The sequence below is a fragment of the Actinokineospora xionganensis genome (assembly GCF_014323725.1).
In the GTDB taxonomy this organism is placed as follows: Bacteria; Actinomycetota; Actinomycetes; order Mycobacteriales; family Pseudonocardiaceae; genus Actinokineospora; species Actinokineospora xionganensis.
This window is the reverse complement of record NZ_JABVED010000015.1, coordinates 83,583-109,424: the sequence shown is the minus strand read 5'-3', so window position 1 is coordinate 109,424 and position 25,842 is coordinate 83,583. Positions and strand designations below refer to the sequence as shown.

The 25,842-nt window shown below is 69.2% G+C and carries 23 protein-coding genes and 1 riboswitch; of the genes, 10 read left to right on the top strand and 13 right to left on the bottom strand.

Annotated features, from left to right (window positions below):
- Window positions 1-53: 53 nt before the first annotated feature.
- From GPZ80_RS24250 to GPZ80_RS24230, 5 genes are all read left to right on the top strand, one after another.
- Window positions 54-1,166, top strand: a complete 1,113-nt coding sequence (locus GPZ80_RS24250) for a VanZ family protein (RefSeq protein ID WP_187223383.1) — start codon at window positions 54-56, stop codon at window positions 1,164-1,166.
- 208 nt (window positions 1,167-1,374) lie between these two features.
- Complete coding sequence (locus GPZ80_RS24245) at window positions 1,375-1,995, top strand: 50S ribosomal protein L25/general stress protein Ctc (RefSeq protein WP_187223382.1); 621 nt, start codon at window positions 1,375-1,377, stop codon at window positions 1,993-1,995.
- A gap of 75 nt (window positions 1,996-2,070) precedes the next feature.
- Window positions 2,071-2,646: an aminoacyl-tRNA hydrolase gene (gene pth / locus GPZ80_RS24240; protein ID WP_246477416.1), complete on the top strand. Its 576-nt coding sequence runs from the start codon at window positions 2,071-2,073 to the stop codon at window positions 2,644-2,646.
- Window positions 2,647-2,658: 12 nt separating this feature from the next.
- Window positions 2,659-3,384, top strand: coding sequence for a DivIVA domain-containing protein (locus tag GPZ80_RS32935; RefSeq protein ID WP_187223381.1), 726 nt, complete (start codon window positions 2,659-2,661; stop codon window positions 3,382-3,384).
- A gap of 122 nt (window positions 3,385-3,506) precedes the next feature.
- Window positions 3,507-4,091, top strand: a complete 585-nt coding sequence (locus GPZ80_RS24230; protein ID WP_187223380.1) for a dihydrofolate reductase family protein — start codon at window positions 3,507-3,509, stop codon at window positions 4,089-4,091.
- A 282-nt stretch (window positions 4,092-4,373) separates the two neighbouring features.
- On the opposite strand, the gene GPZ80_RS24225 is transcribed toward GPZ80_RS24230, so the two are convergent.
- Both GPZ80_RS24225 and GPZ80_RS24220 read right to left on the bottom strand, forming a co-directional pair.
- Window positions 4,374-6,029 carry a fatty acyl-AMP ligase gene (locus GPZ80_RS24225; RefSeq protein ID WP_187223379.1) on the bottom strand — a complete coding sequence of 552 codons (1,656 nt, stop codon included), beginning with the start codon at window positions 6,027-6,029 and terminating at the stop codon, window positions 4,374-4,376.
- 19 nt (window positions 6,030-6,048) lie between these two features.
- Window positions 6,049-7,818: an ABC-F family ATP-binding cassette domain-containing protein gene (locus GPZ80_RS24220; RefSeq protein ID WP_187223378.1), complete on the bottom strand. Its 1,770-nt coding sequence runs from the start codon at window positions 7,816-7,818 to the stop codon at window positions 6,049-6,051.
- 162 nt (window positions 7,819-7,980) lie between these two features.
- Between GPZ80_RS24220 and GPZ80_RS24215 the strand changes: the two genes are divergently transcribed.
- The gene (locus tag GPZ80_RS24215) at window positions 7,981-8,532 is read left to right on the top strand and encodes a hypothetical protein (protein ID WP_187223377.1); all 552 of its coding nucleotides are present in this window, start codon (window positions 7,981-7,983) and stop codon (window positions 8,530-8,532) included.
- A 4-nt stretch (window positions 8,533-8,536) separates the two neighbouring features.
- On the opposite strand, the gene GPZ80_RS24210 is transcribed toward GPZ80_RS24215, so the two are convergent.
- The 10 genes from GPZ80_RS24210 to GPZ80_RS24170 all read right to left on the bottom strand — a co-directional run bounded on the left by GPZ80_RS24210 (window position 8,537) and on the right by GPZ80_RS24170 (window position 18,781).
- Window positions 8,537-9,502, bottom strand: a complete 966-nt coding sequence (locus GPZ80_RS24210) for a 4-(cytidine 5'-diphospho)-2-C-methyl-D-erythritol kinase (RefSeq protein ID WP_187223376.1) — start codon at window positions 9,500-9,502, stop codon at window positions 8,537-8,539.
- Between the two features lie 291 nt (window positions 9,503-9,793).
- On the bottom strand, window positions 9,794-10,798 hold the full coding sequence (locus GPZ80_RS24205; RefSeq protein WP_187223375.1) for a methionine ABC transporter ATP-binding protein: 1,005 nt from the start codon (window positions 10,796-10,798) through the stop codon (window positions 9,794-9,796).
- Window positions 10,799-11,002: 204 nt separating this feature from the next.
- A riboswitch (SAM riboswitch) is annotated at window positions 11,003-11,093 on the bottom strand.
- A gap of 90 nt (window positions 11,094-11,183) precedes the next feature.
- Window positions 11,184-12,062 (bottom strand): 16S rRNA (adenine(1518)-N(6)/adenine(1519)-N(6))-dimethyltransferase RsmA, encoded by an 879-nt coding sequence (gene rsmA, locus GPZ80_RS24200; RefSeq protein ID WP_187223374.1) that lies wholly within the window; start codon window positions 12,060-12,062, stop codon window positions 11,184-11,186.
- A 162-nt stretch (window positions 12,063-12,224) separates the two neighbouring features.
- Entirely contained in the window at window positions 12,225-13,688 is a 1,464-nt protein-coding gene (locus GPZ80_RS24195; RefSeq protein WP_312880540.1) for a resuscitation-promoting factor, read from the bottom strand.
- Between the two features lie 187 nt (window positions 13,689-13,875).
- On the bottom strand, window positions 13,876-14,736 hold the full coding sequence (locus tag GPZ80_RS24190) for a TatD family hydrolase (protein WP_187223372.1): 861 nt from the start codon (window positions 14,734-14,736) through the stop codon (window positions 13,876-13,878).
- A complete protein-coding gene (metG, locus tag GPZ80_RS24185) occupies window positions 14,733-16,523 on the bottom strand; it encodes a methionine--tRNA ligase (RefSeq protein WP_187223371.1) in 1,791 nt (596 codons plus the stop codon). The genes GPZ80_RS24190 and metG overlap by 4 nt, the downstream gene beginning before the upstream one ends.
- Before the next feature lie 55 nt (window positions 16,524-16,578).
- On the bottom strand, window positions 16,579-17,571 hold the full coding sequence (locus GPZ80_RS24180) for a glycoside hydrolase family 183 protein (RefSeq protein WP_187223370.1): 993 nt from the start codon (window positions 17,569-17,571) through the stop codon (window positions 16,579-16,581).
- The gene (gene rsmI, locus GPZ80_RS24175) at window positions 17,568-18,386 is read right to left on the bottom strand and encodes a 16S rRNA (cytidine(1402)-2'-O)-methyltransferase (protein WP_187223369.1); all 819 of its coding nucleotides are present in this window, start codon (window positions 18,384-18,386) and stop codon (window positions 17,568-17,570) included. Before rsmI ends, GPZ80_RS24180 begins: the two co-directional genes overlap by 4 nt.
- A 9-nt stretch (window positions 18,387-18,395) precedes the next feature.
- Complete coding sequence (locus GPZ80_RS33475) at window positions 18,396-18,518, bottom strand: hypothetical protein (protein ID WP_281401424.1); 123 nt, start codon at window positions 18,516-18,518, stop codon at window positions 18,396-18,398.
- Between the two features lie 26 nt (window positions 18,519-18,544).
- A complete protein-coding gene (locus GPZ80_RS24170; RefSeq protein WP_187223368.1) occupies window positions 18,545-18,781 on the bottom strand; it encodes a hypothetical protein in 237 nt (78 codons plus the stop codon).
- A gap of 198 nt (window positions 18,782-18,979) precedes the next feature.
- Here GPZ80_RS24170 and GPZ80_RS24165 point away from each other — a divergent pair, with 198 nt between their 5' ends.
- Window positions 18,980-20,545: a dolichyl-phosphate-mannose--protein mannosyltransferase gene (locus tag GPZ80_RS24165; protein WP_187223367.1), complete on the top strand. Its 1,566-nt coding sequence runs from the start codon at window positions 18,980-18,982 to the stop codon at window positions 20,543-20,545.
- A 261-nt stretch (window positions 20,546-20,806) separates the two neighbouring features.
- Window positions 20,807-21,760: a helix-turn-helix domain-containing protein gene (locus GPZ80_RS24160; protein ID WP_187223366.1), complete on the top strand. Its 954-nt coding sequence runs from the start codon at window positions 20,807-20,809 to the stop codon at window positions 21,758-21,760.
- A gap of 242 nt (window positions 21,761-22,002) precedes the next feature.
- Here GPZ80_RS24160 and GPZ80_RS24155 read toward each other — a convergent pair whose 3' ends face one another.
- Window positions 22,003-23,916 carry a serine/threonine-protein kinase gene (locus tag GPZ80_RS24155; RefSeq protein ID WP_187223365.1) on the bottom strand — a complete coding sequence of 638 codons (1,914 nt, stop codon included), beginning with the start codon at window positions 23,914-23,916 and terminating at the stop codon, window positions 22,003-22,005.
- Window positions 23,917-24,119: 203 nt separating this feature from the next.
- Here GPZ80_RS24155 and GPZ80_RS24150 point away from each other — a divergent pair, with 203 nt between their 5' ends.
- Window positions 24,120-24,332, top strand: a complete 213-nt coding sequence (locus tag GPZ80_RS24150) for a KTSC domain-containing protein (RefSeq protein ID WP_187223364.1) — start codon at window positions 24,120-24,122, stop codon at window positions 24,330-24,332.
- A 61-nt stretch (window positions 24,333-24,393) separates the two neighbouring features.
- Window positions 24,394-25,761: a dihydrolipoyl dehydrogenase family protein gene (locus tag GPZ80_RS24145; RefSeq protein WP_187223363.1), complete on the top strand. Its 1,368-nt coding sequence runs from the start codon at window positions 24,394-24,396 to the stop codon at window positions 25,759-25,761.
- Window positions 25,762-25,842 lie beyond the last annotated feature (81 nt).

Below are 25,842 nucleotides of genomic sequence, written 5' to 3'. Positions count from 1 at the left end.
CGGCCCGCCCGCACGACAGGCGGTTTCGACCTCCGGCGGTTAAGTTACGCCCCGTGACGGATCCTCAGCTCTCCGCGATCCTCGCCTTCCTCGGCGGGACGGTCCTGGCGTTCCTGCTGACGCTGCCTTACGTCGCGTGGAGCTACCGCAGGCGCGGCGAGTTCGGTCTCGGACACGCGGTCCTCGCCTTCGGTCTGCTGGTCTACGCGCTCGCCTTGTGGACCTACACGCTGCTGCCCGTCCCGGACACCACGCCCGCCTGGTGCGCCGAGAACGCCGTCAGCCACCCGCAGCTGCGACCGTTGCAGTTCCTCCGCGACATCCGCGCCGACCAGGTCGGCAGAGGTATCCGCGCCACCCTGCACAACCCGGCCGTGCAGCAGTTCGTCTTCAACGTCGCCCTGTTCGTCCCGCTGGGCATGTTCGGCAGGCAGCTGTTCCGGCGCGGCCCGGTCGCCGTGATCGGCATCGCCGCCGTCGTGTCGCTCTTCATCGAGTTCACCCAGCTGACCGCCGTCTGGGGCCTCTTCGGATGCCCGTACCGGCTCTTCGACGTCGACGACCTCTTCGCGAACACCGCGGGCGGAGCGATCGGCTACCTTCTCGCCCCGGTGTTGCGGGTCGTGCCCGGCAGGCGGGTCAGGCAGGCCCCGGACGTGCCGCGTCCGGTCACTACCCGCCGCAGACTCTTCGGGATGCTGCTCGACCTGCTCGCGGTCGTCACCCTCGGCGGGCTGCTGCAGGTCGCCACCGTGGTGTCCCTGGAGCTGCTGGAGCGCCCGACGCCGCCCTCCTGGGTGCTCGGCACAGCGGTGCCCGTCGCGATCGTGCTGCTGCTGGTCCCACTGCTCGGCGACGGCGCCACCCTCGGGCAGCGGGCGGTGCTGCTGCGACCGGTCGGACCGGACGGCGGGAAGCCCTCCGTGGGCCGCATGCTGGTGCGCTTCCTGGTCGGCTCGGGCGGGTACTTCATCCTCTCCGCGACCGCCTGGAGCGGCCTGGGCACGCTGCTGCTGCTCGTCAACGGGGTCATGGCGTGGCGGCCGCGGGACCACCGCGGGCTCTCCGGGGTGATCGCCGGGCTGCGGGTGGTCGACACCCGGGCAGGCGCCGAAACCGGCGCGAAAGTGGACCACCAGGACGCCACCCTGGAGAGCGGCCGATAGGCGGTTTTGGCCCCCGGTTCGCCAGGTGTCCACGTCGTGCGTAAACTATCCGGGTTGCCTCGGCGAGGCGGGCTTTCGCGCCTGGCGTGATCGACGTGGCGGTTTCCAACCGTACGTGTATTCACGCTCTCCGCACCCGCTGCCGCAGGCTGCCGCCCCGACTGAGAAGTCGCGCCCCCGCCGCATGATCAGCAAGGAGAGCACCACCGTGTCCGAGGTACGTCTGGCTGCCGAGCAGCGCACGGAATTCGGCAAAGGCGCAGCGCGCCGCACCCGCCGCGCCGGCAAGATCCCCGCCGTGCTCTATGGACACGGTTCCGACCCCAAGCACCTGGCGCTGCCCGCGCTGGAGTTCGCCCGCGTCGTGCGTGAGCACGGCAGCAACGCGGTGCTGACCCTCAACATCGGCAACGGCATCGAGCTGGCGCTGACCAAGACCGTCACCACGCACCCGCTCAAGAACTACATCGAGCACGTCGACCTGCTGCTCGTGAAGAGCGGCGAGAAGGTCACCGTCGACGTCCCGCTGACGCTGACCGGCGACGCCGAGATCGGCTCGCTGCTGACCCACGACCTGTCGACTCTGCAGATCGAGGTCGAGGCCCTGCACATCCCCGATGGCATCGAGTTCTCCATCGCGGGCGCGAAGATCGGCACCCAGATCCAGGCCGGTCAGATCCCGCTGCCCGCGGGCGCGACCCTGGTCACCGACCCGGAGGCGCTCGTCGTCGCGGTGAACGCCGCTCCGACCGCCGAGCAGATGGACTCCGAGGGTGGCGAGACCCCGGCGGCCGAGTCCACCGAGGGCGAGAACGGCTCCGAGGGCTGAGTCCCCGCATCACCTTCCGATGCCCCGGCCCAGTCGTTCGCTGGTCCGGGGCATCGGTGATTTACAGGAGCTGAGATGACCGACGCACCGATGATCGTCGTGGGGTTGGGCAACCCAGGTCCGCAGTACGCGGGCAACCGACACAACATCGGGTTCCTCGTCGCCGACGAGCTGGCGGCGCGGGTGGGCGGCAAGTTCAAGGCACACAAATCCGGCGCCGACGTGCTGGAGGGGCGGCTCGCGGGCACCCGCGTGGTGCTCGCCAAGCCACGGTCGTACATGAACCTCTCCGGTGGCGCGGTCGTCGGCACGGCGAAGTTCTACAAGGCGCCACAAGAGAACCTGATCGTCATCCACGACGAGCTCGACCTGCCCTTCGGGACGGTCCGACTCAAGCTCGGCGGTGGCGAGAACGGCCACAATGGACTTCGGTCGATCACCAAGTCCTTGGGCAGCAAGGAATACCACCGGGTGCGCTTCGGCATCGGCAGACCACCCGGTCGGATGGACCCCGCGGACTACGTCCTACGCGACTTCGCCGCGGCGGAACGCAAAGAGCTGGCGTTCGAGATCGACCGCTGCGCCGACGCGGTGGAGTCCTTGGTCGCCCAGGGGCTCGAAGCCGCGCAGAACGCCTTTCACGCATCCTGACTGGAGCCGAAGATGTCGCTGACCCCTGAGGCCGTGCGGGCCGTCACCTTCGACAAGGCCCCCTTCGGCAAGCGTGGCTACCACGAAGACCAGGTCGACGACTTCCTCGACCTCGTCGAAGCCGCCCTGGCAGGCAAGGGAACGCTCAGCTCGGCCGAGGTCCGCCGCGTGGTGTTCGATGCCGCTCCGTTGGTGAAGCGCGGGTACAACGAAGACCAGGTCGACGCGTTCCTGGACATGGTCGCCACCGAGATGGACGAGCGCGAGGACCCGCAGGTCCACAACACCGAGGAAATCCCCCCGGTCGCCTCCCGGCCCGCCCAGGCCACGCCCGCCGCCCGCCCGGCAGGCCCAGGCCAGAGTTCGGCACCCATGCGACCCATGCCCGCCGTGCGGCACGCGCCGGGCCAGACGTCAGCGCCGGGCAGGCCGCAGGTCCCCGCGCATCCCCCCGCACAGCACGAGGCGGTGGACGAGCGCGTGACGGATGGTCAGACCATCTTCCTGCCGCTGCCACCCGCACCGCCCGGCATTCGCGGCTACCGACCCGGAGAGGTCGAACGGCTGGCCCGAGCCCTCGCCCACGCCGCCACCAAATACGACGGCAGGCCCACCTCGGCGGAGATCGCGCAGACCCGGCTGAACCTGACCTTCTTCGCGGGCCACGGCTACGACCCAGCCGCCGTCGACGCCCTGATCGCCGCCTGGACCAAGGAACTCCGCCACCGCGAGTCCTGACCGCCCGCGGTCAACAACCCGCCAGAAGATTTTTTGACGGCGGTGTCCAAATCGTGCCGACCTCTTCGTTGCATGGTTGAGAGACTGGCGCGGCCGGTCGAACAGCACGTGAGGAGAGCATCATGACCGCCACCTACACCTTCGACGTCTTTTCCAGCCTCGACGGCTACGCCTCGTACAACAGCGACGGCGACTGGGGCGGCTACTGGGGCAAGCAAGGCCCGGAATTCCTCGACCGCCGCTTCTCCCTCTACGGCGAGGAGCAGCGACTGGTCCTCGGGGCCAACACCTTTCGGCAGTTCGTACAGGTGCTCGGTCCGAGCACCACCGAGTCCGCGGTGACCGACCCGGTGAACACCCGGATGAGGAACCTGCCGACGACGGTGGTGTCGAGGACTCTCGAGGCGCCTTTGGACTGGCCGGACGCCACCCTCGTGCACGGTGACGCCGTCGACGTCGTCGCCCGGCTCAAGGAGGAGTCCGACGTGCCGCTGCGCTCGCACGGCAGCCTGTCGATGAACCGGGCGCTGATGGCCGCAGGCCTGGTCGACCGCGTCCAGTTGACGATCTTCCCGGTGATCACCGGACAGACCGGGGTGGAACCGGTCTTCCATGGCGCGGCCGACTTCGACCTCGAGCTGATCGAAAGCCGGACGCTCGACGGCCGCACCCAGGAACTCATCTACCGCCCCACCCCGCATGGGTGAGCGCGGACGTGCCGCGTCAGGACCGCGGGGTGGCGGCCGGTTGTTCGCAGGCGACGGCGCGGCGGAGTTTGCCTGAGGGGTTTGGGCAAGGTGCCGGGGAGGCGTTGATCGATTCGAAGACCCGCGCGCCATCCTTCTAGCGCAGCCGCGTCTCCTCCACGCCGCAGGCGGCTTGGACTGCACAACCGCGAACCGTTCGTGCCTACTGCCCGCGTCGACACGGACCGCCACCAAGTTGCCCGGGCGGGCACCCCTCGCCCGGGCACGCAAGGCCAAGTGAAGTCAGGACTGGAGCGTCGCGGCCAACTGTTCGCCCGCCGCGGCGCGGCGGAGTTTGCCCGAAGGGGTCTTCGGCAGCGTGCCGGGCGGCAGCACCGCGACCGCCGCAGGGCGGGCGTTGACCGATTCGAAGACCCGTGCGCCGACCTCCTTGCGCAGCCGCTTCTCCTGCTCCACATCCCCCGCGTGCTTGGACTCCACGACCACCGCGAACCGTTCACGCCTGCTGCCCGCGTCGATGCGGACCGCCACGGCGTTGCCGGCGCGGACGCCCTCGACCGAGGCCGCGGCGCGTTCGATGTCTGTCGGGTAGATGTTGCGGCCCGCCAGGATGATGACGTCCTTGCGCCTGCCGCAGATGACGATCTGTCCGTCCACCATGTACCCGAGGTCGCCGGTGTCGAGCCAGCCGTCGGCGTCCTGGGTCGCGAGTGGACCGTCGACCGTCAGATACCCGGGAGTGACGGCCTCGCCGCGCAGACGGATCTCGCCGACCTCGCGGTCGCCGAGGACCTTGCCGTCGTCATCGACTATGGACGCCTCGATGCCGCGCAGGGGCTTGCCGAGGATGGCGAACGAGCGCGCGTCGGGACCTGGTTGCACTGGCACCGCACGGTTGTTGGCTTCCAGCTGCTCCGCGTCGATGTAGTCAAGGGTCAGTCCACTCAGCAGCGGCGCGAAGGAGACCGCCAGGGTCGCCTCGGCCATGCCGTACGCCGGGAACACGCACTCGGGACGCAGGCCGAACCGGGCGCCCGAGTCGGTGAACGCCAGCACCGCCTTCTCGTCGATCGGCTCCGCCCCGTTGAGCGCGAGCCGAAGCGACGACAGGTCGTACTTGCCCGCTTCGTCCACACCGGACAGTCGGCGGCCGAGCAGGGCGTAGGCGAAGTTGGGGGCGGCGGTGATGGTGCCGCGGTAGCGCGAGATCAGGTCGGCCCACAGCAGCGGGCCGGTCAGGAAGTCGACCGGGGTGACCTTGACCAGTTCCAGGCCAACCGTCATCGGCACGGTCAGGAAGCCGACCATCCCCATGTCGTGGAACAGCGGCAGCCACGACACCATGATGTCGTTGTCGATGTCGAGTTCCGACGCCTCGGCCATCGAGGTCAGGTTCGCGAACAGGTTGCCGTGGGTGATGCGCACGGCCTTCGGCTCCGCGGTCGAGCCGCTGGTCAGCTGCAGCAGTGCCGGGGCGTCCTCGTCGACCTCGACGACCCCGGACAGCGGTTCGCCGTCGAGGTCCTCCAGTCGCAGGTAGCCGATGCCGTGCTGCTCGAGCACCGGCGCCACCGCGTCGAACGGCGAGCCCAGCAGGACCAGCTCGGAGCCGATCATCGCCAGCACCCGCACGGTGTCCTCGGCCCACTCGGCGAGGTCGGTTCGCGGCGTGGGCTGGTGCAGCATGGTCACGCTGCCGCCCGCGAGCCACACGGCCTGCACGGCGGGCGCGATGGTCACCGGCTCCGCCGCGAGCACCGCGACGGCGCCGTGCTTGGCCAGGCCTGCCGCGACGAGCCCGCCCGCCATCCGCCGGGCCCGTTCATGCACCTCGCCCCAGGTGTGCCGAACGGGTGCCTTCGGCTCACCGGTGGTGATCCCGCGGAGGTCGCCGCGGGTCGTCGCGGTGGTCACGAGCATGTCAACGAACCGACTCATGCCTGCAACATTAGTGGCCCTACTCGGCGGTTTCAGCGACCTCCAGCCACCGGAGTTCGACCTCTTCTTTGTCCGCGACGACCTTGCGCAGCTCAGCGTCGAGTTCCAGCAGCTTCGCGGGCTCGGTGGCGGCCTCGGCCAGCGCCGCGTGGAGTTTCTTCTCCTTGGTGGTCAGCGTCTGCATCTGGCGTTCGAGCTTCGCCAGCTCCTTCTGCGCCGCCCGCCGCTCGGTCGCACTCGACTTCACCGCGGGGCCGCCGCCGGTCTTGACGGGCACCGCGGCGGCGATGGCGGCGGTGCGGATCCGCAGGTACTCCTCGATGCCGCCGATCAGCGGGGTGATCTTGCCGTCGCCGAACAGGGCTACGACCGAGTCGCAGACACGTTCGACCAGGTACCGGTCGTGGGAGACCACCACCATGGTGCCCGGCCAGGAGTCGAGCAGGTCTTCGAGCTGCTGCAGGGTATCGATGTCCAGGTCGTTCGTCGGCTCGTCGAGGAGCAGCACGTTCGGCTCGGCCATCAGCAGCCGGGCGAGCTGCAGCCTGCGCCGCTCGCCGCCGGACAGGTCGCCGACCGGTGTCCACTGCTTGTTCGCCGGGAATCCGAAGCGCTCCGCCAACTGCGAGGCCGACAGGTCCTGCTTGCCGAGGGTCACCCGGCGGGCGACCTCCTCGATCGCCTCCAGCACCCGCTGCTGGGGCGGCAGTTCACGCAGTTCCTGGGTCAGGTGCGCGAGCCGCACGGTCTGCCCCTGGACGCGCTTGCCGGTCGACGGTTCCGAATCGCCCGCGAGCAGCCGCAGCAGCGTCGTCTTGCCCGAGCCGTTGACCCCGACCAGCCCGACCCGGTCGCCCGGGCCGATGCGGTAGGTCTCGTGGTCGAGGATCGGCTTGTCCCCCGCCGAGATGGACACGTCCTCCAGCTCAAGCACCGTGCGGCCGAGCCTGCGCTTGGCGAAAGCCAGCAGCTCGACGCTGTCGCGCGGCGGCGGGACGTCGGAGATCAGCGCCTCCGCGGCCTCGATCCGGTAGCGCGGCTTCGACGTGCGCGCTGGCGCGCCGCGGCGCAGCCACGCCAGCTCCTTGCGGGCGAGGTTGCGGCGCTTCTCCTCGATGGTGTCGGCGAGCCTGCCGCGCTCGGCGCGGGCGTAGATCCAGTCCGCGTAGCCGCCCTCGTACTGCTCGACCTTGCCGTTGACGACTTCCCACGTGCGCGTGCAGACCGTGTCGAGGAACCAGCGATCGTGGGTGACGACCACGAGCGCGGTGCCCCGGCTGATCAGGTGGTCGGCGAGCCAGCGCACACCCTCGACGTCCAGGTGGTTGGTGGGCTCGTCAAGGATGACCAGGTCCAGCTCCTGCACCAGGGTCGCGGCCAGCGCGACCCTGCGCCGTTCGCCACCGGACATGGTGTCGACCGGGCTGTCGAAGCCCAGCGTGGTGATCTCCAGGCCTTCGAGGATCGAGCGGGCGCGCGGGTCGGCCGCCCACTGGTGTTCCTCGGTGATGCCCAGCGGTTCGAGGACCGCGTGCCGCACGGTCGAGTCCTTCGGCAGCTCGGTGCGCTGGGTGACCACGGCCATCCGCAGGTCACGGACCCGGCTGACCCGGCCGGAGTCGGCTGGTTCGATCCCGGCCAGCACCTCGAGCAGCGTGGTCTTGCCGCCGCCGTTGAGCCCGACGACGCCGATCCGGTCACCTTGGCCGACGCCCAGGGACACCTCGTCGAGCAGGGGGCGGACGCCGAAGCTCTTGCTGACGTTCTCCAGGTTGACCAGGTTGGCCATCTACCTGCACTTTCGCCGGGATTGGATGATGCTCGCGATAGGCAAAGCTACCAACCGGCCGGGTGCGGCCACCGGTCCGCCCAGTCGCCCCGACAATCGCGCAACGGTCTGAGCACTCTCCGTGCATTTGGTTTGAAAAGCCCCCTATGCCCCTATATTGACGTGCAGTCCGACCGACTGGGAGGTGAAATGTCCGTAGCTCGCCGCGGCATCCGGATCACCGCCGCCATCGCGGTAATGATCTTGGCCGTTGCCGGGTGTTCCAAAGAACGCCCGAGTGACGACGCCACGCAATCCGCCGACCTCGGCAAGCAGATCGTCATTCGCTCGGATGGGAGCCCGACGCTCGCGAACCTGTGGGTCGACAGCGTCAAGCCCGTCAAGTGCACCGAACCGGGGAGCCTGGAGCCGAACAACGGCCACTATCTCGCCGCGACGATCGTGCTGCAGACGACGCAGGAATACCAGCCCGACTGGGGCTGGTGGATGAGCGCGACGGATTTCGCCACCGAGGACAACGAAGGCAACCTCACCGGCCGGGGCATCTTCACTTCTTGTCTGCCGCAGCACCGGTATCTGCCGGACGATTTCTACCTGGCCGATTCCGGCTACTACGGAGTCGTGTTGATCGACTCCAGCAGTGAGCACGGAGTTCTCACCTACAAGCCGCACAACATGCCCGACGACGTCAAGGGCTGGCGCTGGCAATACTAGTGTTCTAGGCGTGGACCTGGGGAGGAATCGGACGGGGCGTCTCGTCCCCGCCGATCACCCGGGCGCCCGGCACCGGCCCGTGCGCGACACGGACGGTCCGGCACACGCCCGCACCGGCCAGCTCGGCCGCCACGCGCAGCGCCGACTCGCCGTCTGAGCACAGGAACGCGCAGGTCGGGCCCGATCCGGACACCGTGCCCGCCAGTGCTCCCGCACTGACCCCGGCGCGCAGCGTGCGGCGCAGGCCGGGACGCAGCGACACCGAGGCGGCCTGCAGGTCGTTGCCGAGCAGCAGCGCCAGCTGCCGCGGGTCGCCGGTGGCCAGGGCCTCCAGGACCGGCTCGACCGCGCCGATGCGCGGCGGGTCGCCCTCGTCGCGCAGGCGGTCGAGTTCGGTGAACACCTTCGGCGTGGACAGGCCGCGCCGGTCGAAGGCCAGCACCCAGTGGTAGGTATGCCTGGACAACACCGGCACCAGCTTCTCGCCGCGCCCGGTGCCCAGGGCCGTGCCGCCGTAGAGCGTGAACGGGACGTCGCTGCCCAGCTTGGCGCAGATGCCCGCCAGCTCGTCGCGGGTGATGTCGAGCCGCCACAGCGACGCCAGGCCGACCAGGGTCGCCGCGGCGTCCGCGCTGCCGCCTGCCATGCCGCCGGAGACCGGGATGCCCTTGTTGATGACGACCCGGATCTTCGGCTCGTCCGGGTCGCGCCCGACGTGCCTGGCCAACTCCTGCACCGCCCGCCATGCGAGGTTGCTCGCGCCCGTGGGCACCGCGTCGGCGCCCTCGCCGTGCACCTCGACCCCGGGCTCGTCGGCGATCGCGACCGTGACCTCGTCGGTCAGCGACAACGCCTGGAAGATCGTGGTCAGGTCGTGATAGCCGTCCGGACGAAGGTCGCCGACGGCAAGGTGGAGGTTCACCTTGGACGGCACACGGACGGTCACCGGTGGCGGAACGACAGCGAGCACCCGACAAGCCTACGGCCACGCTCGCGCGTCCCATGTTCCGGACATCGGGATCACCCAGGGCTTGGATCCGGCACGCCGTCGCTGTTGACGAACCTCGGCGTCAGGTCCACTCGTGCCCAAGGAGCGCCCGCTCGGCGTGCCAGGGCGCGTAGGCGCCGGACTGGGCACCCCGCTGACGAGACGCAAATCACACCTATACGCCCCGGGTCCGAGTCTCGTGGACCCGGCTGCCGGGCGATCTCGGGCGTGATCAGCAGTGGCCGGAAAGGTCGCCACCGCTGATCATCGGGCTCACGCGACCTGCAGGTGCGGGGTGGCCGTGGGCTGGTGCACCAGGGCGCCGCGCTCGGCGATCCAGGCCAGCGCCGCGTCCGCCCGCGCACCGTTGACGCCGATGAGGAACCGGGCGACCGGGGTCTCGCCGACCCGGGTCAGGCCGCCGCCGACCACGGAGATGGCCGAGTCGAAGCGAGCGCCCGCCTCGGGCAGCAGGGCGCCGACCGCGGCGAAGCCGACGAGGATGACTTCCGCGACCCGGTCGTGCCTGCCCGCGGCGGGCACGGTGTCGATCTCGGGGAGCAGCGTCTGCGCGACCTGGCTGTTCGGGTCCTGGATGAGCGAGAGCAGCTGGCCGCGCTCCTGGACGTGGCCGCCCGAGAGCAGGGCGACGTCGTCGGCGATGCGGCGGACGACCCCGGCGTCGCTGGTGGTGATGAGGACGGTGGAGCCCAGCTCGGCACGGGCACGGTCGAGCACGGCCAGGACGCCCGCGGTCGCGTCGGCGTCGAGTCCCTTGGTGGGGTCGTCGGCCAGCAGCAGACCCGGGTCGCCGACCAGGGCGCGGGCGACGGACACCCGGGCACGCTGACCGGGGGTGAGGGCGTCGGGGTAGGTCGCGGCCCTGTCGGTGAGGCCGATCAGGTCGAGCAGCTTGCCGACCCGGTCGCGGCGCTGCGGGCCGTCGATCCCGGCCTGCTCCAGCGGGATCGCGATGTTGCCCGCGGCGGTGCGCTGCGGCAGCAGGTCGCCGTGCTGGACCACACCGATGCGCCTGCGCGCGGCTCGGAGTCTGCGGGGATCAAGGGCAGCGGTGTTGTAGCCCTCGACGCGGATGACGCCGCTGTCCGGGCGTTCCTGCAGGGAGACCAGGCGCGCGAGGGTGGACTTGCCGGAACCCTGCGGGCCGACCACGCCGGTGATCGTGCCCGCGGGGACCTCGAGGGTGACGTTCTCGAGGGCGAGCACCGGGCCGGTGTCGCCGTGGAAGGACTTGGTGAGGTTTTCGACGGTGATCATGGTTCTTCTTCTCCAACGCGGCGTGACCCACCGTGCCGGAACGTCCATAAGGGACAATTCGGGCAGGTGAAGTCGAGGGTGACTGACGAAGTACGAGCGGGGTTGCTAGTTAGCTAGCTACGTACATTCGTCGACATGCGGTCACGGTGCGCCGGCATTGGTCGATGACTCGCCTGCTGGTCAGGATTCCCATCTTGCCTAGTTCCTCCATCGCTCCTGGCGGTAGCACCTGCCCAACGATGGGTGGTTGCTGCGGCGTCGCAGAGCCAGATCTCTCAGCCGCTCGGGATGGAATGCACCACGAGTACACCCGATCACGGGTCCGCTGCGCAAGCCGCCAATAGCAGTAGAGGGGCAAAGTCACATTTTGGAGGTAATACAGCGTTTAGCGCTGCGCGGCGATCCGGACGAAGTCGTCCACGGTGAGCTGTTCGCCGCGCAAACCGGGGTCGACACCGGCGGCCACGAGGATCTCTTCGGCCCGGGCCGCCGAGCCCGCCCAGCCGGACAGCGCCGCCCGCAACGTCTTCCGCCGCTGCGCGAAGGCGGCGTCGACGACAGCGAAGACGGTCTTGCGGTCGGCCTCGGGGGTCTCGCGGCGGGTCATGAGGACGAGCGCGGAGTCGACGTTCGGCACCGGCCAGAAGACCGAGCGCGGCACGGTGGCGACCCTTTTCGCCTCGGAGTACCAGGCGACCTTGACGCTCGGGACGCCGTAGACCTTGCTGCCCGGCCCGGCGGCCATCCGGTCGGCCACCTCGGCTTGGACCATGACCAGCACCGTTTTCAGAGACGGCAGCTCGGCGAGGAGGTGCAGGACGACAGGGACCGCGACGTTGTAGGGCAGGTTCGCCACCAGCGCCGTCGGCGCGGCGGGCAGCTGATCAGCTCGGACCCGCATGGCGTCGGCTTCGAGGACGTGCAGCCGGTCTTTGAGCTCCGGGGCGCGGTCGGCGACCGTCGTGGGGAGTTGCTTCGCCAGGACGGGATCGATCTCGACGGCGAGGAGCGCCTTGCAGGCGGGTAGGAGGGCCAGAGTGAGGGAGCCGAGGCCCGGACCCACTTCGAGCACGATGTCGTCATCGGCGAGTTTGGCGACGGTGACGATGCGCCGGACAGTGTTGGGGTCGTGCACGAAGTTCTGGCCAAGCTTCTTGGTCGGGCGGACGTCGAGCTGTTCGGCGAGCTTTCGCACGTCCGCGGGGCCAAGGAGAGTCACCCACTGAGCGTACGCAATGCCGCGATTCGGGTTATCCACAGGCATGATCCACATCGCCCGCGATGCCGCCCCTCGCCGAAAGACTGGCTCAGGGCAGGCCACCAGGGCGAATGGGGTCTACGCGTGCACTTTCCGTGTCAAGTGTGATCACAGTCACAAAACAAGAACGGCCGCCCGGTTTGGGCGGCCGTTCTCGGTGGTACGTGGTTAGCGGGGCAGTCCGAGCTTGCTGGCGCAGTGCGGCCAAGCGCTGTAGCCGCCTCGGGCATCGCGGAGCTTGGTGGCGATGGCGATCTGCTGCTCACGCGTGGCCTGGTGGGGGTACGCGGCGTACTGGCTGCCGCCGTAGGCGTCCCAGGTGCTCTTGTTGAACTGCAGGCCGCCGTAGTAGCCGTTGCCCGTGTTGATCGCCCAGTTGCCGGTGGACTCACAGTGCGCGAGCCGGTCCCAGACCTGACCGTCGGGGATGACGGGGACCGGGGGCTTCTTGGTGCCGACCTTCACGATCTTCGGCTTCGGCGCGATGGTTTCCTTCGCGCCGATTTCCTCGCGCTTGACTTCCTTGCCGTTTTTCTGCGTGATGCGGTAGGTCGCGATGCGCTCGCCGGGGGCGCCCGGGTCGACGATCGTTTCCTTGCCCTTGTCCATCTCCGGGTCGTCGATCTTCTGCACCGGCGGCGCGACGGGCTCGGTCAGGTTGACCACCGTCACGCCGGTGCGGCTGATCCGAACCTCGGCGCCCGAGGTGATCTTCAGGTCGCCACCGGGGGTGATCGCGTCCTCGGGTCCGAGCGTCAGCTTCAGCTCGTCGAGGAGTTCCTGCACGGTGACGGCGTTCGTCGTGATCGGCGCGGGGGCGTTGCCGCCGTCGAAGAGCGTGATCGCCTTCGCGGTCTTGATCTCGACGGCCATGCCTTCCAGCGGCACGTGCGCGTCGTTGCCCGCGGAGATCCACGCACCCGCGACGGGAGCGTTGGCCTGCTTGAGGGCCTCGCCAAGCGTGGTGGCGCGGACCCAGGCGTCGCGCTTCTCACCGTCGACGGTGAGGTGCAGCTGACGGCCGCGCTGCAGGACGATCTTGCCGTCGTCGCCGATCTCGGCGGTCGGGGACGGGCTCAGCGAGTCGTGCTCGCCGATGTTGATGCCTTCCTCTTCCAGCACTTCACCGACGGTGTCGGCGTAGGTGTTGATCTGGCGGGCCTGGCCGTCGACATCGACGGTGACGGAGTTGTTCATCGCGATGGCCGCGGCGCCGCCGCCGACCAGGCTCACGAGTACCGCGGCGATGGTGGCCTTGAGGAACGAGGCCTTCCACCGTCTGACCGCCGTGATGAGCCCGGGAGCGGGCTCGTCCTCGACAGTGAGCGGTCGCGGGCCGGAGGACACCTCGTCGGGAATGACCGGCAGGACGGTGGTTTCGGCGTTGACGAGCCTGATCAGCTCTTCGACGTCGACACCGGCGTGCGCCATGATCTCGTCGGCCTGCGGGCCGAGCGCGTAGCGGACGTCGTGGTCTGTGATGTTCAGAGACGGCGAGTAGCCCGTGTCGTAGTCCTCGGACGGGAACTCCGAACGCCACGCCGTGAAGTCCCCGTCGTGGTTGTCCGTGCCGACGGTGACCGGCGTGAACCAGTCGGTGTCGGCGAAGCCGTCGGTCTGTTTACCGCTCACAGGATCCATTCCTCCAGGAGGCGGGAGCCGCGTTCCCCACGTTGCAAAGCTCCGGATTGATCCGAGACAGGGAGCTGCCTCAGGTCGTTCGGTCACGGGACAGTAACGAGCGCCAGTGGGTTGCGCAAACACATCCAGCAATGTCGTGAGTCCCGTCACATCACAGTCGGCGCAATCGTTCCCCCATTCAGCGCAATTGCTCACCGCCTGGAAGGTCCGACGTCACATCGAGCAACCGAAACACGCGATTTGCGGTAGTAGACACAGAATTTGCGAGATCGACCACATCCATGCCGCGCAGCTCCGCGAGGTCGCGCACGGTGTACGCGACGCAGTACGGCTCGTTCGGGCGACCCCGAAACGGGTGAGGCGTGAGGAAAGGCGCGTCCGTCTCCACCAGGAGTTGTTCCAGCGGCACGAAAGCGGCCGCCTCGCGCAGCGCCTTCGCGTTGCGGAACGTGACCGGTCCCGCGAAGGACAATACGAAACCTTGATCGACGCAGCGACGCGCAAAGCCGAGATCACCCGAAAAACAGTGGAAGACCACCGATTCGGGTGGACCTTCTTCAGCCAGCACACGGAGGATGTCCTCGTGCGCGTCGCGGTCGTGGATCATCAGCGGCTTGCCGACCCGTTTGGCCAGGTCGATGTGCCAGCGGAACGCCTCTTCCTGCGCGTCCCGCGGCGAGTAGTCCCAGTAGTAGTCCAGACCGGTCTCACCGACCGCGACAACCCTGGGCCGCCGCGCCAAGTCCTCGATGACCGCTTTGTCCGAATCACCGAAAGTCGCCGTGCGCGTGGGGTGCACGGCCACGGCGGCGAAGACGCGCGCGTCCCATGTGGACGCCTCGGCCGCCCAGATCGCGGAGTCCAGATCGTCCGCGACGGTGATCACCCGGTCGACACCGACCGAGGAAGCCCGGTCGAGCACCTCGGTCACCGACGCCAAGTCCTTGGCACCACAGGCATCGAGATGCGTATGGGCGTCGACCACCGGCGCCGGAAGAGCCTCCGGCACCGGTGGTCGTTCGCCCTTGCGTGGTGTCACTTGACGATCGGCGCCCAGTCCGGGCCGGTTTCGCCGAGTTCGGCGTCGAGCTTGGCGAACAGCGGCGACGGCTTGTCCAGCGGACGGCCCACCTCGATGTCCACCGATTCCCATTTGGCCTGGTCGTTGGCGTAGTCACCGGTCAGGACCGGGTACTGCAGACTCGGGTCGTCGAGGTCGGCGACCTCACGGATCTCCGGCTGCGAGGACCAGACACCCTGGCCGCCCAGCGCCTCGTGGATCTTCTGCGCGGAGTGCGGCAGAAACGGCGTGAGCAGCGTGTTCGCGTCGGAGACGACCTGCAGCGCCGTGTGCAGGATCGTGTCCCGGCGCTGCGGGTCGTCCTTGCGCTTCCAGGGCTCCTCATCGGACAGATACTTGTTCGCCGCGCCGACCACCCGCATGGCCTCGTTGGCCGCGGCCTTGAAGCGCGAGCGCCGCAGGTTCTCGCCGACAGTGTCGAACGCGTTGCGCGCCAACGCCTTCAGCTCCGCGTCGGCGGCCGTGGGCGCGGTCGGGGTCGGGATGGCGCCGACGTTCTTGTGCGCCATCGAGATCGACCGGTTGACCAGGTTGCCCCACTCGTTGGCCAGTTCGAAGTTGGTCCGGCGGATGAACTCGTCCCAGGTGAAGTCCGTGTCCTGGTTCTCCGGGCCCGCGACCGAGATGAAGTACCGCAGCGTGTCGGGACCGAACTGCTTGAGGAAGTCCCGGACATAGATCACGGTGCCGCGCGAGGTGGAGAACTTCGAGCCGCTCATGGTGAGGAACTCGCTGGAGACGACCTCGGTCGGCAGGCTGAGCTTGCCGAACGCGCCGGGCTGGCCGCCCTTGTCGCCCTCGCCGTTCTGCCCGAGCAGCAGTGACGGCCAGATCAGCGAGTGGAAGACGATGTTGTCCTTGCCCATGAAGTAGTAGGCCTGGGCCGGGTCGGTCCAGAACTCCTTCCAGGCGTCGGCGTCGCCACTGCGGCGAGCCCATTCCACGCTGGCCGACAAGTAGCCGATCACCGCGTCGAACCACACGTAGAACTTCTTCATCGGCTGGTCGCGCCACCCGTCGAGCGGGACCGGAACACCCCAGTCGATGTCGCGGGTGATCGCGCGGGGACGCATGTCGCCGAGCAGGTTCTCGCTGAACCTGAGCACGTTGGGCCGCCACCCGGTGCGGGTGGACAGCCACGAACCCAGCGCGCCGGCGAAGGACGGCAGGTCGAGGAACAGGTGCTCGGTCTCGACGAACTTCGGCACCTCGCCGTTGATCTTCGAGCGGGGGTTCTTCAGGTCGATCGGGTCGAGCTGGTTGCCGCAGTTGTCGCACTGGTCGCCGCGCGCACCGTCGTAGCCGCAGATCGGGCAGGTGCCCTCGATGTAGCGGTCGGGCAGAGTGCGGCCGGTGGACGGGCTGATCGCGCCCATCTGCGTCTTGGCCTGCACGTAGCCGTTGCGGTGCAGCGCCAGGAACAGCTCTTGGACGACCTTGTAGTGGTTGCCCGTGGTGGTGCGGGTGAACAGGTCGTAGGACAGCCCGAGACCCTGGAGGTCCTCGGCGATCACGCGGTTGTACTTGTCGGCGAGTTGGCGGGTGGTCAGGCCTTCTTTGTCGGCCTGCACCGAGATCGGGGTGCCGTGTTCGTCCGTTCCGCTGACCATGAGCACCCGGTGACCGGACATTCGCATGTAGCGGGAGAAGACGTCCGAAGGGACACCGAATCCGGAGACGTGACCGATATGGCGGGGGCCGTTGGCGTAGGGCCAGGCCACCGCGGTCAACACGGGGGCGCTCATGACCGGTTAGCGTACGGACGTCGGTCCGGGACGGTGCACGGAGGCCAGGACAGGGCTAGGTCAGCGTCGTGCGCATCAGGTACACGTTGTACGGCGACCACCGTGACATCGCGTAATAAAGAACCGGCCCCTTGGCCGACTCCGGGTGCAGGAATCCGCCGTAGAGGCCGGGGTACCGCTCGCCGTCCGCGACGACCTGGCCGTCGGTCCACGGGCCGGTCAACTCCTCGGCGGTCCGCAGCACGATGGCCGCCTTCGACTCGTCGAGGTGCAGCGCGAGCCAGCAGCCGAAGTGGTCGCTGTAGAGCACCGACAGCTCGGCGACCGGGCCGGTGAAGACGGGCTTGGCCGCGAACGGGTCCTTCGGGTGCCAGGTCTCGCCGCTCCAGTACTCGTAGGCCGCGGGCTCCAGGATGTCCTTTGTGGACACCCTGGCGAGGTGCGTGTCGCCCCAGCGGCCGTTCGGGGTGCCCAGGAGATAGAGGTGCTCGCCCTGCCGGGCGAAGGCGCCCATCTGAAACGGGTGGTCGTGCTCGGCGCGGTTGATCCAGCGGGAGCGCCAGGGCTTGTCCCACGTGCGGCCGCCGTCGCGGGAGAAGGCGATACCCGCGTAGTTGGTCACCCACTTGCCCTGCGGTCCCCAGTTCCGCACGGACATGTAGTGCAGGTAGTGCACGCCATCGATCTCGATGCCCGCGCACGGGATCACGGTCTCCTCGACGCTCTCGGCGTCGCGGTCGATGATCTGGCGGGCCATGCCGTCGTCCTGGGCGACCACGGACTCGATCTTGAGCCCGTGGTCGAGGTCGCGCTCGGCGACGATGGCGAGCACGTTGCAGCGCCAGTCGGTGTCGTCGTCGGTCCCCGCGCCGTCGCCCCGCCAGCCCGGGCCGTAGGTGTCGCCGAAGACGACGAAGGTCCGGCCCGCGCTGTCGTCCCACATGATGCCCAGGTCGGTGGCGTGGATGCCGTAGCGCTCGGCGGTCAGGTTGGTCGACTCGTGGCCGGTGATCTGGGAGACCAGCGTCGTCTCGCCCACCTCGATCATTTGGCGACCGCCGCGTCGTAGAGGGACTTCTTGCTCACCCCGTGCTCGGCGGCGACCTCGGCGGCCGCGTCCTTGAGCCGGGCCCCCGCGGCGGCCAACTCGCGGACCTGCTCGACGAGGGTCGCCAGTTCGGGGGTCTCGACCGGCTCGGCGCCGGAGAGGACCACGGTGATCTCGCCGCGCACGCCGTCCTCGGCCCACTTCGCGAGTTCGCCGAGCCCGCCGCGGCGGACCTCTTCGTAGGTCTTGGTCAGCTCCCGGCACACGGCGGCGCGCCGGTCGGCGCCGAGCACCTCGGCGGCGTCGGCCAGCAGGCTCGCGATGCGGTGCGGTGATTCGAAGAACACAGCGGTGCGCGGCTCGGTCGCCAGCGCGGAGAGCCACTTGCGCCGCTCCCCCGGCTTGCGCGGGGCGAACCCCTCGAAGCAGAACCGGTCGCAGGGCAGCCCGGAGAGGGCGAGCGCGGTCGTGACCGCGGACGGGCCGGGCAGGCAGGTGATCGGCAGGTCGGCCTCGACGCAGGCCGCGACCAGGCGGTACCCGGGGTCGGACACACTGGGCATCCCGGCGTCGGTGACGAGGAGAACGGACTTGCCCTCCTGGATCGCCTCCACGAGACCGGCGATCCGGCTGGTCTCAACGGCGTCGTAGAAGCTGACCATCCGGCCCGTGGGGGTGACCCCGAGGGCGCTGATCAGGTTCCGGGTGCGGCGGGTGTCCTCGGCGGCGATGACGTCGGCGTTGGTGAACGCCTCGACCAGCCTTGGGGACGCGTCACGGGAGTCACCCAGGGGGGTCGCGGCGAGAACGAGCATCGTCGAAGCCTACTGGCGCAGGCCCGCCACCACGGATCCAAGCTCGCGCGCACGCCAGTCGGCGAAGTACATGGCGGGCTCGAACGATAGGTCGGCCCGTTCCGTGCGAATCCGCTTCTCGGCACTCGTCAAGATCCCGCGGTAGTGATCTTCGGGGATCAGCAGGCCACCGTGAATTCCAGGACATCGAACTTCAGCGGCCCCCACGACCCGCGGGTCACCCGCACGAAGTCCGACCAGGCCAACGTGATCGTCGCCCTGTCCCGACGGATGACGACACCGTCATCACGCACCTCCAGTGCGCGCGCCCGGAGTCGGAAGACCTCGATGGCCCAGAACATGACGCCGAACACCGGCAAGCTGATCCGGACCCCGCTCCTCTCAAGGTCGCCCATCAGGAACGAGGACAAGAGTTAGCCAAGGACGCAGGCGAACGGCACCGCGCTGCCCCGCAGGAGCACATAGGTCCATCTAGGCCGGTAAGTCACCGGCGCACAATAGCCACCCGTCCACCCCGCTCTGCGTGAGTGAGTTCGAGTGATCTCGGCTGTCCCGACGCGGGGATAACACTTCGCGCCCTACCATCTCCCCTCGTGAGCCTCCTCGTAGCCGAAGACGAGGCCGACCGGGTCGGTCCGGACCCGGCGCCTCGGCAAGCCGACGCCACCGAGTCGGTACGCGACCGGCTGCTGGGCAAGCCGATGCCGACCGACCGGCTGCGCGGCTGGATCGTCACCGCCGTCCTCGGGCTGATCGGCGGCTTCGTCCGGTTCCAGAACCTCGGCAACCCCACCGACAACGGCACGCCCGTCTTCGACGAGAAGCACTACGTGCCGCAGGCGTGGCAGATGCTGCGCAACGGGTGGTTCGAGGACAACCCCGGCTACCGGCTGACCGTCCACCCGCCGCTGGGCAAGACGCTCATCGCGTTCGGCGAGTCGCTCTTCGGCTACAACGGGTGGGGCTGGCGGTTCACCGCGGCGCTCGCCGGGGCGCTGATGATCGTGCTGATCATCCGGGTCGCCCGGCGGCTGACCAGGTCGACGCTGCTCGGCGCGATCGCGGGAATCCTGCTGATCTGCGACGGCGTGTCCCACCTGCAGTCGCGGATGGGGATGCTCGACATCTTCCTGGCGTTCTTCATCCTCGCCGCGTTCGCCGCGCTGCTGGTCGACCGCGACCAGGTCCGGTCACGGCTCGCGGTGGCGGTGGCGGAGGGCTGGGTCGGAGACTCGGCGTACGGGCCCCGGCTCGGGGTCCGCTGGTTCCGGCTGCTGAGCGGCGTCCTGCTCGGCCTTGCCTGCGGCGTCAAGTGGTCCGGCCTGTACTTCATCGCCGCGTTCGGGCTGCTCACGGTCCTGTTCGACGTGACGGCCCGGCGCGCCGCGGGGGTTCGCCACCCGTGGATCGGCACCGCGCTGCGTGATCTCCTGCCCGCGCTGTGGGCCTTCATCGGTGTCGCCGCGATCGCCTACCTGTCGACGTGGTGGGGCTGGTTCGGCAGCGAGACCGGGATCGACCGGCACCTCGAGCCGACCGACGACAGCGGGCCGTGGGGCGTCATCAAGAGCGCGTTCGGGTCGCTGTTCCAGTACCACGAGCACGTCCTGAAGTTCCACAGCGAGTTGGTGACGGACCCGGACAAGCAGCATCCGTGGGAGTCGAAGCCGTGGACGTGGCCGATGGGCCTGCGGCCGATGCTCTATTACTACGAGGGCTCCACGCTGGGCTGCGGTGAGGCGAAGTGTGTCGCCGCGACGATGCTGATCGGCACGCCCGCGATGTGGTGGCTCGCGTTGCCGATGCTGTCGTGGGGGTTGTGGCGGATGGTGGCGCGGCTCGACTGGCGCTACGCCGCGGTCATCACCGCCTACCTGGCGGGCCTGTTGCCGTGGTTCATCAACCTCGACCGGCAGATGTACTTCTTCTACGTCACGCCGATGGCGGCGTTCCTGGTGCTCGGGCTGGTGCTGCCGCTCGGCCACATCCTGGGCCGGGCCCGGGATGGGGCCGAGCGACGGGGCACCGGTCTGCTGGTCGTCGCGCTGTACGTGGGAATGGTCGTGGCGAACTTCGTCTGGCTCTGGCCGATCCTCAACGGTGACTCGATCACCGAGGCCCGATGGCAAGCCGAACTCTGGCTGCCGTCCTGGCGGTAGGGCGCTCACGCGGCTCGGGCCGCGCGGTGCGGAGGTCGGCGGCGACCCGGACGAGGTCGCGGTCTTCGATGTCGGACCGTCCGGCCAGGCGCGGGCGGGGTTCGGGCTGGCGGTGGTGGTTGCGGTCCAGTCCGTAGACCAGAAGGGCTGCGAGGGCGATGAGTACGAGTTCCATGGCACTAAGTTTGCGCTGCACTCTTTTCTGCCACCAGTGGCAGAACTGACCTTGTGCGACAAAATCCTGCCAGTTAGTCTTTCGGCATGCTGAAGAGTGTGGCGGCAGTGCTTATCGACGGCTTCGCGCCGTTCGAGTTCGGCGTGATCTGCGAGGTGTTCGGAGTCGACCGAACCGACGACGGCGTGCCGCCCATCGAGTTCCGGGTCTGCGGGGAAGTCGCGGACAAGCCGATCCCGGCGAGCGTCGGCGTGTCGATGGTCCCCACCCTGGACCTGTGCGCCCTTGCGGGCGCCGACCTGATCGCCCTGCCCGCGTGCCAGATCCGCGACACCTACCCGCCCGCAGTGCTCGAGGCCCTCCGGGCGGCCCACGCGGGCGGCTCGATGATCCTGTCGGTCTGCAGCGGCGCCTTCCTGCTCGGCGCCACCGGCCTGCTCGACCAGCGCCGATGCACCACACACTGGCGGCACGCGAACCTGCTCGCCGAGCGCTTTCCGTTGGCGAAGGTCGACCCCGACGTCCTCTTCGTCGACGACGGCGACATCATCACCAGCGCCGGGACAGCCGCGGGAATCGACGCCTGTCTGCACCTGGTCCGCCGCGAGATGGGCTCGGCGGTGGCCACCGCGATCGCCCGCCGCATGGTCGTGGCGCCACAGCGCGACGGCGGTCAGCGGCAGTACGTGGAACTGCCGGTGCCCGAGTGCACCGGCGACAGCCTGACGCCGATCCTGACCTGGATGGTGGAAAACCTGGCCGAGGACCACTCGGTGGCCGCGCTCGCGGACCGCGCACGGATGTCGGAGCGCACCTTCGCCCGCCGCTTCGTCGCCGAGACCGGGACGACGCCGCTGAAGTGGCTGTCGATGCAACGCGTGCTGCACGCTCGGACGCTGTTGGAGGAGACTTCGGCGTCGGTGGACGACGTGGCGCACCGGTGCGGCTTCGCGACGGGGGCGCTGTTGCGGCACCATTTTCAGAAGATCGTCGGGGTGTCACCGAAGGACTATCGGCGAAACTTCGCCACACCCCGCTGAGCATCCTGAGCTGAGCGGGTGGCTCGTTCATCGGCCGGTTTGACCGCGCTGGTGCCTATTTGGGTGATTCGGGGTTGTCCGGGGATGGCAACCAGCACAGCTTGACTTGGCAGGCCGTTCGGTGGCAGGCCGTCCGGTTCCGCTCGTGAATTCCGGGGTCGTCCGGGATGGCCGCCAGCGCAGATCTCGGCAGGGCCATTTGGTTCTACGCCCTGCGATTCGGGCCGAATGGCCCCTGGTCGCTATCCGGGCATGTGGCGGGTTCGGTCCACCTTGTCGATGTCGTCGCGGCGGACTATTTGGGTTACCGGGCCGGTCTCCGTGTGGCCTTCCCGTGCCATCCAGTCGCTGAGTTCGCGGGCGACCGCGCGCAGGGTGGGGCGGCGGGCCGGTTCGTTGTCCAGCGAGGCGAGCAGCAGCCTGCGGTGGGCGCTCTGCTGCGGTGTTTGGGTGACCGGTTCGCCCTTCGCAGCGGCCATCAGTGCCGCCATGGCGTTCTCGCGGGTGCCGCGCGGCGGCTTTCCGGTCAGCGCGAAGCTCACGGTGGCCGCCAGCTGCCAGGCGTCCGAGGCGGGCGTGGCGTTGGCGCCCGCGGCGGTTTCCGAGGCGAGGAAGTCGGGGGTTCCGACCATCATGCCGGTGGCGGTGAGGGTGGAGTCGCCCTGCGAGCGCGCGATGCCGAAGTCGATCAGGTGGGCGTTGCCGTCCGGGTCGATGATCACATTCGACGGCTTGACGTCGCGGTGCAGGACGCCCTTGGCGTGGGCGGCGGACAAGGCGCCCGCCATCGTGATCCACAGTCGGGCTACGGCCAGGTCGTCGAGTGGGCCGCCGGTGGCGACGCGGTCGGCGAGGGGCTGGCCCTCGATGTACTCCATGACCAGGCCGAGGCCCTCGGGCTCGGAGACGATGTCGTAGACCCGCACACAGTTCGGGTGGTGGACCGCCGCGAGCGCCCGCGCTTCGCGCAGCATGCGTTCTTCGGTCTCGGCGTCGGGGGCGTGCGCCATCTTCACCGCGACCGTGCGGTCGAGCTGGGTGTCGACGGCCAGCCACACCGTGCCGAATCCGCCCTGGCCCAGGGCCCGGACCTTGCGGAAGCGGCTGCCGGACGGCTTGACCGGTGGCGGGGGCGGGGCGGCCGAGCGCGGCGCGAACGGCAGCGGGCCGGGGTCGGCGGCCAGCCGGGCCATCGCGCCGAGGCCTTCGGGGTTGGGGTCGTGCAGCGTCGGGTTGAGCGCGGGCGGCACGTACGGCGCGGGCGCCTGCACGGGCTTCACAGGAACCTGCGGCGGATAGCCCGCAACGTTGGCGGGGGGCTGGTACGGAGGCAGCGGCGCGGGCGGCACGTAAGGCGGCAGGGCCTTGCTGGGCTGGTTGTTCTGCGGCTGCGGAGGCGGGGGCTGCGGGTGCGCGCCCATGCCGGAGGGCTGTTGCGGAGGCGGCGGCGCGGACTCCGGCTTCTGGTGACTGCGCTCGATCGTCGACCAGTTCGGCGGGCCGATGACGTAGACCGGGATCAGGCCGAGCACAGAGATCGGCAGGAAGCCCAGCCACAGGTGGGAGGCGGTGTTGGCCTCGACGGGGACGCTCAGCGCGATCATCAGCGCGAACGGGACCCAGACCAGCCTGCTCACCCACCGGGGGCCGCGGCGGGTCGCGGCGCGGGCCTGCAGGATCACGAACAGCAGGCAGATCGCGGGGACCACTACGAGGAAGACCAGCCGCAGCAGGAAGACCGGGGTGCTCTCGAACTTGTGGAAGATGACCTCGTAGACGTTGGCCCCGCCGCCGAGGTACAGGTCCTGCGCGCCGACCCAGCAGAAGGAGTTGTCCATGGTGCCTGATCCGGCGAGTGAGATCGCCGGATCCTTGGTGAACACACCCCGGAAGACACCGCTGACGCCGTTGAACAGCAGCCACGGCATGAGGAACGCGAAGAACGCTCCGATGGCGCCGAACACCCCGTAGGTGACCGCGTTGTAGAGGTTGCCGGTGACCTTGCGGACCAGCGCGACGGTCACCGAGCCGATGACCGGCAGCAGCGCGATCAGTGCTCCGGCCGTGCTCGTCGCCCAGACCCAGTCACCCGGGCACAGCCCCGGCCCGAACAGGCTGTGCGCGAACGACAGCAGGGAAGCCGCGAGGTCCAGCACTTCGAGTACAGCTCCTCTCAAGACGGCGCCGGGGTGCGCCGGAAACAGCGTATGCCGATCGGCGGCCCGGGCGGGCCGTTCATCCACAGGGACGCCGAACAAGCCGTCAAGGTTGTCCACAGCTCACGAAGTGAGGCAGACGCATCAGGTGTTCGGTGGCAAGGTATCGGTGAGGCACCGAGTCCGAATCGTGGGCGGGGATCATGCGCAGACAGGCACTCGCTTCGGCGAGCGTCGCGTCGGTGGGCTACGACGCGAACACGAAGACCCTCGAGGTCGAGTTCCGCAACGGCAACGTCTACCAGTACCTGGGCGTCGCCAAGCGGCTGTACTGGGAGTTGATGTCCGCGTCGAGCGTCGGGGCGTTCCTCAACCGCGAGATCCGCGACAGCCACGAGTTCCTGCGGGTGCGCTAGTGGACCTGCGAGAGACGGCGGGCCGTGATGCAGTGTTGGTCTTCCAGAAGGGTGGACGCAGATGGCTCTCACCGTCGATGTCGCCGTGGTCGGTCTCGGCCCCGGCGGCGAGTCCGTGGCCACACGGCTGGCCGAGGCAGGCCTGTCGGTCGTGGCGATCGAGGCCAGGCTCGTCGGTGGCGAGTGCCCGTACTACGCCTGCGTGCCGACGAAGATGATGATCCGCGCGGCCGACGCCCTCGCCGAGGCGCGCCGGGTCGCGGACCTGGGTGGGTCCGCCGACGTCCGCCCGGACTGGGCGCCGGTCGCCAAGCGCATCCGTGACGAGGCCACGGACGACTGGGACGACACCGTGGCGGTCGAGCGTCTCACCAAGGCGGGAGCGAGGTTCCTGCGCGGCCGCGCGCGGGTCACCGGCCCCGGCGAACTCGTCGTGTCCACCCCGTCGGGCGAGGAGCGGGTCACCGCGCGCAAGGGGATCGTGCTCAACCCGGGCACCGAGCCCGCACTCCCACCCGTGCCGGGTCTGGCCGACACCCCGCACTGGACCAACCGCGAAGCCGTCGCCGTCGAAGAGGTCCCCGAGTCGCTGATCGTGCTGGGCGGCGGCCCGGTGGGTTGCGAGTTCGCCCAGGTCTTCGCCCGATTCGGCGCGAATGTCACGGTGGTCGAGGCGCAGGACCGGCTGCTGGGCCTCGACGAGCCCGAAGCAGGCGCGCTGATCGCCGAGCGGTTCGCCGCCGAGGGGATCACCGTGCGGACCAGCGCGAAGATCACCTCCGCGCGTCACGACGGCGAGCAGTTCACCCTCGACTTCGACGGCGGCGACCCGCTGTCCGCCCGCGGGCTCCTCGTCGCCGCGGGCCGCCGCACCGACCTGGGCGCGCTGGGCGTGGCGGCGGTCGGGCTCGACGACTCGGCCAAGGGCATCAAGGTCGACAAGCACATGCGGGCGGCCGACGGCGTGTGGGCGATCGGCGACGTGGTCGGCGAGGGCGCGTTCACGCACATGTCCATGTACCAGGCGGGCATCGCGGTCGCCGACATCCTCGGCGAGGACTCCCCCGGTGCGGAGTATCGAGCGGTGCCGCGGGTGACGTTCACCGACCCCGAGGTCGGCTCGGTCGGCCTGACCGAGGCCGCCGCCCGCGAGGCGGGCCTCAACGTGCGGACCGGGACGGCCAAGGTCGAGTCGTCGTCGCGCGGCTGGATCCACAAGGTCGGCAACGAAGGCCTGGTCAAGCTGGTCGCCGACGCCGATCGCGGCGTCCTCGTGGGCGCGACCTCGGCGGGCCCGGCAGGCGGCGAGGTCCTCGGGCTGCTGACCCTGGCGGTACACGCGGAGGTCGAAATCGGCGTGCTGCGCCGGATGATCTTCGCCTACCCGACCTTCCACCGGGCCGTCGAAGACGCGTTGAAAGATCTCTAATCGGCAACGGGACGAACACGAACACGCTCAGACGCATACCGGTGTAGTGGCCTCCCCCGTTTGGGTGTAGAAATGCCCAGT